We start from the raw sequence: 12,910 nt of genomic DNA, 5'->3' as shown, positions 1-12,910 counted from the left end.
ATGAGAGTCATCCAACGTTATTTCACCTCCGAGATCACGCGCTCGGTGTTCTTTGCACTGGCGGCCTTCCTGGCGCTGTTCGCCTTCTTCGAGATGATGGGGCAGCTGGAGCAGGTCGGTCGCAACGGCTACAACCTACAGCAGGCGGTGTTCTACGTCTTGATGGGTTTGCCCGGCAACGTCTATGAGCTCATGCCCACGGCGGTGCTGATCGGCACCATCTATACGCTCTCGCAACTGGCGGCGCGTTCCGAATTCACCATCATGCGCGTCTCCAGCATGTCCACCGGCATGGCCGCCAAGGTGCTGATGCGCATCGGCATCGGCTTTGCGGTGCTGACCATCGTCTTCGGCGAGCTGATCGCCCCCAAGGCCAGCGAATGGGCCGAGAAGCTCAAGCTGCAGGCCCAGGGGGCCTCGATGTCCTCGCAGTTCCGCTCCGGCATGTGGGCCAAGGATGTGATCAAGGACAACGGGCTGGAAGGCAATGTCACCGGCAGCCGTTTCATCAACATCCACACGGTGCAGCCGGATGGCCGCATCGAAGGCGTCAAGCTCTACGAACTGGATACCGATTTCCACATGGCGCGCATGATCACGGCGAAGTCGGGCCTCTATGAAGGCGACCACCAGTGGGAGCTCGATGATGTCGTGCAGTCCGACTTCACCGGTGGCCGTGACCGCGACATCACCGAGCCGGTCAAGACCGTCAAGATGGCGAAGATGAAGCTGGTGTCCGAGGTGACGCCGGAAATCCTCTCGGTGCTCTTCGCCGACCCGGACCGCATGTCGGCCTACGACCTGCTGGCCTACACCAAGCACCTGGAAGCCAACAACCAGCGTACCGACCGCTACGAGATCGCCTTCTGGAAGAAGATCGTCTACCCGCTGTCGATCTTCGTGATGCTGGCGCTGGCCTTGCCATTCGCCTACCTGCATTTCCGCGCCGGCGGCGTGAGCCTGAAGATCTTCACGGGCATCATGATCGGCGTCTGCTTCCAGTTGATCAACAGCCTGTTCTCCCATCTGGGCTTGCTCAATACCTGGCCTGCCTTCGTCACGGCGGCGCTCCCCAGCCTGCTGTTCATGGTGCTGGCCGCGGGCGCCCTGTGGTGGGTGGAGCGGACCTGAGCCGGTGAGCACCATGTCGTCTTCCATTTCCCCCCCTGGCGTGGTGCTGTTTGCCCACGGCGCGCGCGACCCGGCCTGGGCCGCACCCTTCGAACGCCTGCGGGCACTGACCCAGGCGGCCATGCCGGCCGCCGATGTGCGCCTGGCTTTCCTGGAACTGATGCAGCCCGACCTGCCCACGGCGGTGGCGCAACAGGTCGCTGCCGGAGCACAGCGCATCACGGTGATTCCGGTGTTCCTGGGGCAGGGCGGCCATGTGCGGCGCGACCTGCCGCAATTGCTGGAGCAGTTGCGCCAGGCCCATCCGCAGCTGACGCTTGCCACCGTGCCGGCCGTGGGTGAGGACGAAGCGGTGCTGCAGGCGATTGCCGCTTATTGTGTCGGCGCTGCCGGCGCCTGACCTGGCTCTGCGCAGTAAAAAATATGGCCCGCTAGCGGGCCATATTTTTTTGCGGTATCAGGACATCAGAACAGCCGCGCACCGTTGGGGACATCCCGGTCGGGCTTGAACAGCACCACCTCGCCGTCGGCATCGGGGAACCCCAGCGTCAGGACCTCGGACATGAACTTGCCGATCTGGCGCGGCGGGAAATTGACCACCGCCGCTACCTGGCGGCCGGTCAGCTGTTCCAGCGCGTAGTGAGTCGTGATCTGGGCGCTGCTCTGGCGGATGCCGATGCCGGGGCCGAAATCGATCTTCAGCTTGAAGGCCGGCTTGCGCGCCTCCGGAAAGGCCTCGGCCGAGACGATGGTACCGATGCGGATATCGACCTTCAGGAAGGCGTCGAAATCGATGGCGTCGGCAGCGGGGGCGTTGGTGTCGTGCAGCAGGTGCATGCGTCTCTATCCTTGGTGTGGCTTGATGGCTCAGTCGCGATCGGCCAATGCCGGACCGATCATCACCAGCACCGGGCCGCTGCAGGCTTGCAGCCCCGCTTCCAGACCGGCCAGTTGCAGATGGTAGATGCGCTCTTCGGGGCGGCTGCAGTTTTCCACCACCACCACCGGGGTATCGGGGGCATGGCCCAGTTCCAGCAGGCGCTGGGCGGTGGCCGTGGCTTCGCGCCCTCCCATGTATTGCACCAGGGTATCGCCATTGGGCATGCGCACTTCGTCGGGTTCGTCCACACCGGTGCTGGAGGTGAACAGCGAGACGCTGCGGGCGATGCCGCGGCGGGTCAGCGGGCGCTTGGCCGACGACGCGGCAGCCAGCGCGGCGGTGATGCCGGGGACGATCTCGTAGGGGATGTTGTGGGCTTCCAGCGCCCGCATTTCCTCGTCGGCGCGGCCGAAGAGCATGGGGTCGCCGCCCTTGAGGCGGACCACGCGGCGGTATTGCTGGGCCGCTTCCACCAGTTTCTGGTTGATGACGGGCTGGGCGGTGGAACGCTGGCCGCTACGCTTGCCGACCGATACCTTCACGGCTTGCGGGCACAGGGCCAGGATCTCTTCGGTGACCAGAGCGTCGTGCAGCACGATCTCGGCTTGCGCCAGCAGGCGCGCGCCGCGCACCGTGAGCAGGTCAGCCGCGCCGGGGCCGGAGCCGACCAGCCACACCTGGCCCGGATGTTCCGGGCTGGGGGCGGGCGAGTCGGAAGGGGTGGGGGAAGCTGCCTGTTCGGTGGCCATGGCCTTGGTATCGGTTCGGATCGATGAAAATCAGTCGATCCGAATCATACCAGCGGCAACGGTCTGGTGGCTCACTTCGTCGATCAGGATGAAGGCGCCGGTGGCACGGATATCCTGATAGGCATCGGCAGCGATGGGCGCTTGCACGTTCACGCTGATGCGGGCGATGTCGTTGAGCTTCAAGGTGTCGGCCGGGCGGCGTTCCTGGGTGTTGATGTCCAGCAGCGTATCGACCTTGGCCACGCGCGCAGCGACCTGCTTGGTGGTGTGCTTGAGCCAGTACTTGCGGCGCAGGTCCAGCGGTTCCTCGGAGAGCCAGCAGACGTCGGCGTCGACGGTCTTGAGGATGGTCGAGGGCTGGGCGGCGGCGGCCAGCAGGTCGCCACGGGAGATGTCCAGGTACTCGTCCAGCAGGATGGTCACCGACTGGCCGGCCGAGGCCGATTCCAGCGAGCCGTCCAGGGTCTGGATATCCTTGACGGTGGCACTCTGGCCGCTGGGCAGCACGACCAGCTTGTCACCACGGGCGACCTTGCCGGCTTCGATGCGACCCATGTAGCCACGGAAGTCATTGGCTTCGTGGCCGTTGTGGCGTGCCACCAGTTGCACCGGGAAGCGGAAGGCTTCTTCGTGCGCGTCTTCGTAGACCGAGAGCGATTCCAGCAGCTTGATCAGGGTCGGGCCCTGATACCAGGACAGGCGCTCGCTGGCGGTGACCACGTTGTCGCCGGCCAGGGCCGACAGCGGAATGGCATGCACGTCCTTCAGGCCCAGCTGCTGGGCGAACTGCTGGTAGGCACCGACGATGCGGTCGTAGACGGTCTGGTCGTAGTCCACCAGGTCCATCTTGTTGACGGCCACGATCACGTGCTGGATCTGCAGCAGGTGGGCGATGGTGGAGTGGCGCTTGGTCTGGGTCAGCAGTTCCACGCTGCCATCGTCACCCAGCTTCACCTTGGACACATCCACCAGGATGATGACCGCGTCGGCGGTGGAGGCACCGGTGACCATGTTGCGGGTGTACTGCTCGTGGCCGGGGGTGTCGGCGATGATGAACTTGCGCTTGGGCGTGGCGAAGTAGCGGTAGGCCACGTCGATGGTGATGCCTTGCTCGCGCTCGGCTTCCAGGCCATCGGTGAGCAACGACAGGTCCACCGTGTCGCCCACGGTACGCTTGTGCTTGGCGCGCGAGATGGCGTCAAGCTGGTCGGCGAAGATGCCCTTGCTGTCGAACAGCAGGCGGCCGATCAGGGTGCTCTTGCCATCGTCCACGGAGCCGGCGGTGATGAAGCGCAGCAGGCCGCGTTCGTGCGAAGGCGCGGAGGCGTTGGCCAGTTGTTCTTGGGTTGCGGCGGCGTTCATCAGAAATATCCTTCCTTCTTGCGTTTTTCCATCGAGGCTTCGGACGTCTGGTCGTCCATGCGGGTGGCACCGCGCTCGGTAATCTGGGTCACTGCGGTCTCGGCGATGATGGCTTCCACCGAAGCGGCATCGGAAGAGACCGGGCAGGTGCAGGAGATGTCACCCACGGTGCGGAAGCGCACGACCTGCTTTTCCACGGTCTCGCCTTCGCGGGCCGGGGTCAGGTCGGTCAGCGGCACCAAGAGGCCATTGCGCGGGATCACGTCGCGCTCGTGGGCGAAGTAGATCGAGGGCAGGGCCAGGTTTTCGCGGGCGATGTATTGCCACACATCCAGCTCGGTCCAGTTGGAGATGGGGAAGACGCGCATGTTCTCGCCCGGATGCACGCGGGTGTTATACAGGTCCCACAGCTCGGGGCGCTGGGCCTTGGGATTCCATTGGCCGAACTCGTCGCGGAAAGAGAAGATGCGTTCCTTGGCGCGGGCCTTTTCTTCATCCCGGCGCGCGCCGCCGATACAGGCGTCGAACTTGAATTCCTCGATGGTTTCCAGCAGCGTCACCGCCTGGGCGGCATTGCGCGAATCGGTCAGCGGATTGCGCAGGCGCACGGTGCCGCGCTTGATCGAGTCTTCCACCGAACGCACCACCAGGCGCTCGCCCAGTTCATTGGCGCGGCGGTCGCGGAATTCGATCACTTCCGGGAAGTTGTGGCCGGTATCGATGTGGACCAGCGGGAAGGGGAACTTGCCGGGACGGAAGGCCTTCTCGGCGATGCGCAGCAGCACCACCGAGTCCTTGCCGCCGGAGAACAGCAGCGCCGGGTTGCTGCACTCGGCCGCAACCTCGCGCATGATGTGGATGGCTTCCGATTCCAGCCAGTCGAGGTGACGGTTGCTGGCGTTGTCCAAAAAGAGTTTGTCTACCGCAGTGTTCATGCCGGGCCTTCCCATGCTTTCTATTGATGCTGGTTGTTGCTCTGGTTCAGTTCTTGTTTGCTGCCGGTTCAGGTCGCCGCGTGCGCCTTGATGCGCACCAGCTTGCCGTCAACCACGTGCAGGCCGCATTCCTTGGAGTCGGGGTTTTCCCACCACCAGCGGCCGGCGCGGACATCTTCGCCCGGCTGGATGGCCCGGGTACAGGGCTCGCAGCCGATCGAGGGATAGCCCTGGTCGTGCAGCGGGTTGTAGGGCACATCGTTGGCGCGGATGTAATCCCACACATCCTGTTCGGACCAGTCGGCCAGGGGATTGAATTTCTCCATGCCGTGGGCCTCATCGCGTTCCTGCACATGCAGTTCGGCGCGCGTGACCGACTGCGCGCGACGCTGGCCGGTGACCCACGATGCCTTTCCCGACAGGGCGCGGTTCAGCGGCTCCATCTTGCGGATGTGGCAGCACTGCTTGCGCAGTTCCACGCTGTCGTAGAAGGCGTTGGCGCCGTGGTCGCGGACGTAGGCCTCGACGGCCTCCGGTTGCGGACGGTAGGGCTCGACCTCGTAGCCGTAGGTGTCACGGATGCGGTCGATCATGCCCACGGTCTCCTTGTGCAGGCGGCCGGTTTCCAGGGTAAAGATGCTGATCTTGTCCTGCAGCTTGCCGCGCAGGATGAGGTCGGCCAGCACCATGTCTTCAGCGGCCAGGCTGGAGGCCAGGGCCGCCGGGGCGTACTCGGCGGCGATGCGTGCCAGTGTGGCCTGGGTGTTGGCGATGAGTTCCTGCAAGGCCTGATTCGACATGGGCTGTCCTTCCTTCTTCAATATTGCTGCTGCGAGCGTCCTGCTCAGTCTGCGGCCTGCGCCGTTTCACGCTTGACGCGGCGGAACAGCGGGTTCTTCTCATCCCAGGAGGTCTGGTACTTCTCGGAGAAGTCGGTCAGGCCCTTGACGGCGTCGTGGATGTTCTTGTCGGCACGCACGGCGAAGGCGTCGAAGCCCACGCGCTGCATGTAGAACAGCTGGTCACGCAGCACGTCGCCGATGGCGCGCAGCTCGCCGGTGTAGCCCAGGCGGGCGCGCAGGTTGTAGGCGATGGAATAGCCCCGGCCGTCGGCGAACTTGGGGAAGTCCACGGCCACGACCTTGAAGCTCTCCAGCTCGCCCTTGAGTTCTTCGGGACGCTCGTCGCTGGCCAGCCAGACACCCAGCTCGGCACGTGCCTTGAGGGTGGCGGCCTGGGCCTTCCACACCGTCAGCGGCACGATCACGCGGCCAGCCGGCACCGCGATGGTCTCTGCGGACTCGCCTTCAGCCAGGCGCAGCACGCTCCAGTCGTCACTGACGACGGTCTTGTTCTTGATGATTTCAGGCATTGGCGTCTTCTCCTGCGACATAGTCGGCCGAACGGATCGGCGTTGCGTATACGAATTCCTTGAACGGGTTTACACCGATGCGGCGCACGGTATCGATGAAGAGTTCTTCTTCGTTGCGTTGCTGCACATAGACTTGCAGCAGGCGATCGATCACGGTCGGCATCTGGGTGGCCGAGAACGAGGGGCCGATGATCTTGCCGATTGAGGACTCGTTGCCCTGGGCGCCGCCCAGCGAGACCTGGTACCACTCGGAACCATCCTTGTCCACGCCCAGGATGCCGATGTTGCCCACGTGGTGGTGACCGCAGGCGTTGATGCAGCCGGAGATGTTCAGTTCGATGTCACCGATGTCATGCTGGAAGTCGATGTTCTCGAACTTCTCGGCGATGGCCTGGGCGATCGGGATCGACTTGGCATTGGCCAGCGAGCAGAAGTCGCCGCCAGGGCAGCAGATGATGTCGGTCAAGAGGCCAATGTTGGGGGTGGCCAGGTTGTGCGACTTGGCGGCCTTCCACAGCGCATACAGCTCGGACTGCTTGACGTCGGCCAGCACCAGGTTCTGCTCGTGGGTCACACGCAGTTCGCCGAAGCTGTACTGGTCGGCCAGATCGGCCACGAAGTTCATCTGGTCGGCGGTGATGTCGCCCGGGGGCACGCCCGGCTTCTTCAGCGACAGCAGCACGGCGGCATAGCCCGGCTTCTTGTGGGCCTTGACGTTGCGCTTGATCCAGTTGGCAAAGCCACGGTCTTCGGCCTTCAGGCGTTCGTACTCGGCATCCACCGCCGGCAGGGCAGCGTAGGCCGGATCGGTGAAGAACTGCGCCACGCGCTGCAGTTCCTCTTCGGTCAGGGTGGAGGGGCCGTCCTTGATCTCGGCCCATTCCTGCTCGACCTGGCGGGCGAATTCCTCGGCGCCGATGGCCTTGACCAGGATCTTGATGCGCGCCTTGTACATGTTGTCGCGGCGGCCGTACTGGTTGTAGACGCGCAGGATGGCTTCCAGGTAGGACATGGCGTGCTTCCAGGGCAGGAAGTCGCGGATGACGCTGCCCAGGATGGGCGTGCGGCCCATGCCGCCGCCGACCAGCACGCGGAAGCCCACTTCGCCGGCTTCGTTCTTGAGCACATGCAGGCCGATGTCATGCACGGCCGTGGCGGCGCGGTCTTCGGCGGCGCCGCTGATGGCGATCTTGAACTTGCGCGGCAGGTAGGCGAACTCGGGGTGGAAGGTGCTCCACTCGCGGATCAGTTCGGCGTAGGGACGCGGATCGACGATCTCGTCGGCAGCCACGCCAGCCAGCTCGTCGGAGGTGGTGTTGCGGATGCAGTTGCCCGAGGTCTGGATGGCATGCATCTCGACGCTGGCCAGTTCTTCCAGGATCTCGGGGGATTCTTCCAGCTTGATCCAGTTGAACTGGATGTTCTGGCGGGTGGTGAAGTGGCCATAGCCGCGGTCGTACTTGACGGCGATCTCGGCGAACTTGCGCAATTGCTTGGAAGCGAGCATGCCATAGGGAATAGCGATGCGCAGCATGTAGGCATGGCGTTGCAGGTAGAGACCGTTCTGCAGGCGCAGGATACGGAATTCGTCCTCGATGAGTTCATCCGACAGGCGCCGGCGCACCTGGTCCCGGTATTGTGCAACTCGCTCTTTGACGATCAAGTGATCGTATTGGTCATAGCGGTACATCTTATAGTCCCTGTTAACGTCTTGATGGGCGACCTCAACGCAAGGTGCGCCCGATTGAAAAACAGCCTACCAAATCAGCTTGACTGCAACGCTCGTCAGCGTAATGGCCAGCAGGCCTCGCAAGAATTTCTCCGGCACCGCTCGTGCTGCGAGCGAACCGATGGTGATACCCGGAACCGAGCCCAGCAGCAGCGTGGCCAGCAGTTCCCAGTTGATCGAACCCAGCCACCAGTGACCCAGCGCCGCGATGGCGGTCAGCGGCACGGCGTAGGCGATGTCGGTGCCGGCGATCTCGGCCGGCGTCAGGCGAGGATACAGCAGGACCAGCAAGGTTGCGCCCACGGCACCGGCGCCGATGGAAGAAATGGTCACCAGCGTGCCCAGCAGGGCACCGGCGGCGATGGTGGCATTGGACAGTGCGGCGCCTTGCAGCTGGCGTTGCGGGTGGGCATTGAGCCAGGCCTGCATGCGCGAACGGAACAGCAGGGCGGTCACGGTCAGCAGCACCGAGATGGCGATGGAATAACGGATGGTCAGGGCGATGCCGTCGCTGACGGCGCCGAAGTGCTTGAGCAGCAGGGTGGTCGCCAGGGCGGCCGGCAGGGCGCCATAGGACAGGCGACGGACCACGTCCCAGCGCACGGTACCCTTGAAACGGTGGGCCAGGGTGCCGGCGGTCTTGGTCGCCGAGGCAAAGGCCAGGTCGGTGCCCACCGCCACGCTGGGGTGGATGCCGAACAGCAAGGTCAACAGGGGCGTCATGAGCGAGCCGCCACCGACCCCGGTCAGGCCGACCAGCAGTCCCACGGCAAATCCGCTTACTACATAAGAAACAGTCATAACACCTCGCCCATTAGTCTGCGAATCGTAATAAACTTATGTTTCAAACCAAACTACATAGTATTTATTTGCTTATATACGCCTTTGGCATATACAAATGAGGCTGGCGATTGCCCTAGGGGCGGGGTCGCCGCGCTGTGTGGAAGCGAAGGATTTCCCTCATGAATCTTCATCAATTCCGCTTTGTACGCGAAGCGGTACGTCAGAATTTCAACCTCACCGAGGCCGCCAAGGCCTTGTACACGTCCCAGCCGGGCGTCTCCAAGGCCATCATCGAGCTGGAAGAAGAACTGGGTGTGGATATCTTCACCCGCCACGGCAAGCGTATCCGTGGCCTGACCGAGCCGGGACGGGCGGTGTTGCGCTCGGTGGAGCTGATCATGCAGGAAGTCGACGGTCTGAAGCGCATCGGCAAGGAATTCGCCGCCCATGACAGCGGCAGCTTCACCATTGCCACCACCCACACCCAGGCGCGCTATGCCTTGCCCAAGGTGGTGCAGGCCTTCACGCAGAAGTATCCCAAGGTGCATCTGTCATTGCTGCAGGGCAATCCCAAGCAGATCACCGAGATGGTCCGCAACGACCAGGCCGACATCGCCATTGCCACCGAGGCCCTGGCCTCCGGCGAGGGCCTGGTGTCCTTGCCCTGCTACCAGTGGGAGCATGTGGTGGTGGTGCCGCCGGAGCATCCGCTGCTGCAGTCCAAGAGCCTGACACTGGAAGAAATCGCGGCCAATCCGCTGATCACCTACGACTCGGCTTTCAGCGGTCGCAGCAAGATCGACCATGCCTTCTCGCTGCGCCAGTTGAAGCCCGACGTGGTGCTGGAAGCCATCGACGCCGACGTCATCAAGACCTATGTGGAACTGGGCATGGGCGTGGGCATCATCGCCGGCATCGCCTTCGACGCCGAGCGGGACCGTGGCCTGCGCGCCATTCCGGCCGGACACCTGTTCGGCACCAATGTCTCGCGCGTGGCCCTGAAGCAGGGCGCCTACCTGCGCGGCTATGTCTATACCTTCATCGAACTGCTGGCGCCGACCCTGAACCGCAAGCTGATCTCCCAGGTGATGGAAGGTGAGAAGGACATGTACGAACTGTAAGGGCAGGCCTGGCGGACGTAACGCCTCATGCAAAAACGGCCGGGTCTTCGCAGACCCGGCCGTTTTTGCTTGTGCCCCGCTAGCGGGCTGCTCAGACTTATGCCACCGCCGTGCGTTCCAGGTCGCGGCAGCCGTCCAGCAGGAAGGACAGGCCCACCACCAGCACCAGTTCACCCTCGGCCGAACGCGCCGTGCCGGTGATGCCGGCGGTGTGGATCGCCGTCAGCGGCTTGATCACCAGGTCGGCCGTGCCTTCGACCGATTCCACGCCCAGAATGTAGGGGTGCGGTACCGCCATGACGATGCCCACGCGTTCATTGCCCGGTTCGTAGCCCAGCACGCCTGCCAGCGAATTGACCGGCAGCGGACGGCCCTGGTCGCGCAGCACCGGGGCGCCGCCGACTTCGTCGAAGGTCTCGGGCAGCTCGACCACACGCTCCACCACCGCCATCGGCAGGGCCAGCGGCGCGCCGGCGCAGCGCACCAGCATGGTCGGGATGATCGACAGTTCGATGGGCAGGCGGATCGAGAACTTGGTCCCCTTGCCGATGGTGGAGTCGATGCGGATGGTGCCGCGATGCTTTTCCACCGCCGTCTTGACCACGTCCATGCCCACGCCACGTCCGGAGACGCTGGAGGCCACTTCCTTGGTCGAGAAACCGGGCAGGAACACCAGTTGCAGGGCCTCATCGGAGGTGAGCGCCTGGTGTTCGTTGATCAGGCCCTTGGCCAGCGCCTTGCTGCGCAGCATGTCGGGGTCCATGCCCTTGCCGTCGTCGAAGACCTCGATCATGACGCTGCTACCGGCCTGCCAGGCGTTGAGCGAGATGGTGGCCTTGGTCGACTTGCCGGCACCGACGCGATCGACTTCGATGCCGTGGTCCAGCGAATTGCGCAGCATGTGCACCAGCGGGTCGTAGAGGCTGTCCACCACCACGCGGTCCACTTCGGTTTCGGCACCGGTGATGACCAGATCGACGTCCTTGCCCAGATCCTTGGCCAGTTCGCGTACCAGTCGGGGGAACTTCTGGAACAGGCGGCCCACCGGTTGCATGCGGGTCGACAGGGTGGCGCGCTGCAGTTCGCTGGAATAGCGCGAGGCGCGTCCCAGGGTCTCGGCCAGGGTCGACATGAGGGCCCCAGCCGTGCCTTCGAACTTGAACTGCTGCAGTTTTTCCAGCAGGACGGCGGCCTGGTTGGCAGCCTGCACCGATTCGCCGGCCACTTCCAGCAGGGCATCGAGTTTGCCGGCATCGATACGGATGCTTTCTTCCTTGGCGGCGTCGGTGGAGCGACGGTTGTGCTGTGCAGGCGCGGCCTTCGCTTCGCCACCATCGGCGCTGGCCGGGGCTGCAGCCGCAGCTGGTGCAGCAGGAGCGGCCGCTGCCGCGACCGGACTGGCCGCAGCGGCGACGGGGGCTGCGGGGGCTGCACTTGCCACGGCCGGGGCGGTGGCGCCTGCGGCGCCCGGCACCAGGGCCTGGTAGAGCGCGTTCCAGTCCAGCTGGCCATTGTTCATCACGCTGGCGCTGCCATCGATGGCAGCGGCCGACGTCGTCACGGCAGCAGGTGCAGCGGCGGCCACCGGGGCAGGGGCGGGCGCGGGCGCCGCAGCCGCCGGGGCGGGTGCCTCGGCCTTACCTTCGATGGCCTGGGTCAGGATGTCCTTGAGCTCGGTCGGCATCGACGCCAGGCTATCGGGCGCGGCACCATTGGAGAGCTCGTTGAGTTGATCGGCCACGAAACCGCTGGCTTGCAGCGCCGCTTCGATGGCCAGGGGCGTCACGGGCGCCTTGCCGGTCCGCAGGGCGTCGAACAGGTTTTCGGTCAGGTGGCAGGCCGACACCATGGCCGGCAGGTTCACGAAACCGGCGCCGCCCTTGATGGTGTGGAAGGCGCGGAAGACCGCATTGAGGATTTCAAGGTCATCAGGATGTCGTTCGAGCGTCAGCAGATGCTCTTCCACGTTGGTGGCGAGCTCCAACGCTTCAACGACAAAATCCTTGAGCATTTCGTCATCCATTAGAACCCCAGGCTATCGAGTAAGTCGTCCACATCGTTCTGGCCCATGGCCGTTCCCGGCGTGGCAGGACCATTCATCAGCGAAACCGGTTTCTCGGCTTCGATCTGCGCGCGCACCTCGGCCGGTGCATTGTCGCGCAGCAACTGCGCCAGCTCGCGCTCGGCGCTGGCGGTGATGCCCACGATCTTCTTGATCAGCTGGCCGGTGATGTCCTGGAAGTCCTGGGCCATCATGATTTCCAGCATGCGGGCCTTTTCCGCTTCGGTCGATTCCACCACCGAGGCAGAAAACTTCTGGGAATCGCCCGCCAGTTGCTTGAACTCGTCGATGCTCATCTGGCCGGCATAGAGCCTGGCCCAGCGGTCGTTGATGTCCTTGGCCTGTTCCTGCAGGCGATCCTGGGCAGGCATGCCCGAATCGAGCGCATTGAGCACCTTGTTGGCGGCCTGCTCGGTGAGCGTGGCGATATGTTCCAGGCGGCTCTGGGCGTCGCCGATCTGCTCGGCCACGTCGGTGAGCGAGCGGTCGTAGCCCAGTTCGCGCATCGAGTCGTGCAGCAGGCGGACGATGCCACCCAGGCGCTCGTACATGGGCTTGTCACTTTGGTCTTCCGTCGATTCCGGGCTGGCCTCGTCGGCGGCGACGGCCTGGGGAGGCGATGCCTCGCCGGTGGGACTCATGGCCGGCAGGGTTTGCGCGGAAATTTCGTCAAACAGTGCTTCCAGATCAACGTCGTCGCTCATGATTACAAATTCTCCCAACAAATGTAGTGCACTTTTTATGCAACCTGCCTGTCCAGGCAAGTCAAATGAGTCGTTCCACCAG

Annotated in this window: 13 protein-coding genes; 3 read left to right on the top strand and 10 right to left on the bottom strand. The window is 64.0% G+C overall.

Features of this window, described 5'->3' with window-relative positions; all coding sequences use genetic code 11:
• The gene (gene lptG / locus ACIPHN_RS17405; RefSeq protein WP_400437967.1) at positions 1-1,131 is read left to right on the top strand and encodes an LPS export ABC transporter permease LptG; all 1,131 of its coding nucleotides are present in this window, start codon (positions 1-3) and stop codon (positions 1,129-1,131) included.
• 13 nt (positions 1,132-1,144) lie between these two features.
• Positions 1,145-1,531, top strand: a complete 387-nt coding sequence (locus ACIPHN_RS17400) for a sirohydrochlorin chelatase (protein WP_400437966.1) — start codon at positions 1,145-1,147, stop codon at positions 1,529-1,531.
• Between the two features lie 65 nt (positions 1,532-1,596).
• Here the strand turns inward: ACIPHN_RS17400 and ACIPHN_RS17395 are convergent, their stop codons facing one another.
• The 8 genes from ACIPHN_RS17395 to ACIPHN_RS17360 all read right to left on the bottom strand — a co-directional run bounded on the left by ACIPHN_RS17395 (position 1,597) and on the right by ACIPHN_RS17360 (position 8,959).
• Entirely contained in the window at positions 1,597-1,968 is a 372-nt protein-coding gene (locus ACIPHN_RS17395) for a tRNA-binding protein (protein WP_400437965.1), read from the bottom strand.
• 30 nt (positions 1,969-1,998) lie between these two features.
• Entirely contained in the window at positions 1,999-2,760 is a 762-nt protein-coding gene (gene cobA, locus ACIPHN_RS17390; protein WP_400437964.1) for a uroporphyrinogen-III C-methyltransferase, read from the bottom strand.
• A 30-nt stretch (positions 2,761-2,790) separates the two neighbouring features.
• Positions 2,791-4,122: a sulfate adenylyltransferase subunit 1 gene (locus ACIPHN_RS17385; protein ID WP_400437963.1), complete on the bottom strand. Its 1,332-nt coding sequence runs from the start codon at positions 4,120-4,122 to the stop codon at positions 2,791-2,793.
• Positions 4,122-5,057 carry a sulfate adenylyltransferase subunit CysD gene (gene cysD, locus ACIPHN_RS17380; RefSeq protein ID WP_400437962.1) on the bottom strand — a complete coding sequence of 312 codons (936 nt, stop codon included), beginning with the start codon at positions 5,055-5,057 and terminating at the stop codon, positions 4,122-4,124. The genes ACIPHN_RS17385 and cysD overlap by 1 nt, the downstream gene beginning before the upstream one ends.
• A gap of 68 nt (positions 5,058-5,125) precedes the next feature.
• The gene (locus ACIPHN_RS17375; RefSeq protein WP_400437961.1) at positions 5,126-5,857 is read right to left on the bottom strand and encodes a phosphoadenylyl-sulfate reductase; all 732 of its coding nucleotides are present in this window, start codon (positions 5,855-5,857) and stop codon (positions 5,126-5,128) included.
• 44 nt (positions 5,858-5,901) lie between these two features.
• The gene (locus tag ACIPHN_RS17370; RefSeq protein ID WP_400437960.1) at positions 5,902-6,429 is read right to left on the bottom strand and encodes a DUF934 domain-containing protein; all 528 of its coding nucleotides are present in this window, start codon (positions 6,427-6,429) and stop codon (positions 5,902-5,904) included.
• Positions 6,422-8,119 (bottom strand): nitrite/sulfite reductase, encoded by a 1,698-nt coding sequence (locus ACIPHN_RS17365; RefSeq protein ID WP_400437959.1) that lies wholly within the window; start codon positions 8,117-8,119, stop codon positions 6,422-6,424. Before ACIPHN_RS17365 ends, ACIPHN_RS17370 begins: the two co-directional genes overlap by 8 nt.
• 66 nt (positions 8,120-8,185) lie before the next feature.
• Complete coding sequence (locus ACIPHN_RS17360; protein WP_400437958.1) at positions 8,186-8,959, bottom strand: sulfite exporter TauE/SafE family protein; 774 nt, start codon at positions 8,957-8,959, stop codon at positions 8,186-8,188.
• Positions 8,960-9,120: 161 nt separating this feature from the next.
• Between ACIPHN_RS17360 and ACIPHN_RS17355 the strand changes: the two genes are divergently transcribed.
• Positions 9,121-10,062 carry a CysB family HTH-type transcriptional regulator gene (locus tag ACIPHN_RS17355; protein ID WP_400437957.1) on the top strand — a complete coding sequence of 314 codons (942 nt, stop codon included), beginning with the start codon at positions 9,121-9,123 and terminating at the stop codon, positions 10,060-10,062.
• A gap of 97 nt (positions 10,063-10,159) precedes the next feature.
• Here ACIPHN_RS17355 and ACIPHN_RS17350 read toward each other — a convergent pair whose 3' ends face one another.
• Positions 10,160-12,085 carry a chemotaxis protein CheA gene (locus ACIPHN_RS17350; protein ID WP_400437956.1) on the bottom strand — a complete coding sequence of 642 codons (1,926 nt, stop codon included), beginning with the start codon at positions 12,083-12,085 and terminating at the stop codon, positions 10,160-10,162.
• Positions 12,085-12,828 (bottom strand): protein phosphatase CheZ, encoded by a 744-nt coding sequence (locus ACIPHN_RS17345; RefSeq protein WP_400437955.1) that lies wholly within the window; start codon positions 12,826-12,828, stop codon positions 12,085-12,087. Before ACIPHN_RS17345 ends, ACIPHN_RS17350 begins: the two co-directional genes overlap by 1 nt.
• Positions 12,829-12,910 lie beyond the last annotated feature (82 nt).

The sequence above is a fragment of the Herbaspirillum sp. NPDC087042 genome (assembly GCF_044745245.1).
Lineage (GTDB): Bacteria > Pseudomonadota > Gammaproteobacteria > Burkholderiales > Burkholderiaceae_D > Herbaspirillum.
The sequence above is the reverse complement of the archived record's forward strand: the minus strand, read 5'-3'. Positions and strand labels throughout refer to the sequence as shown.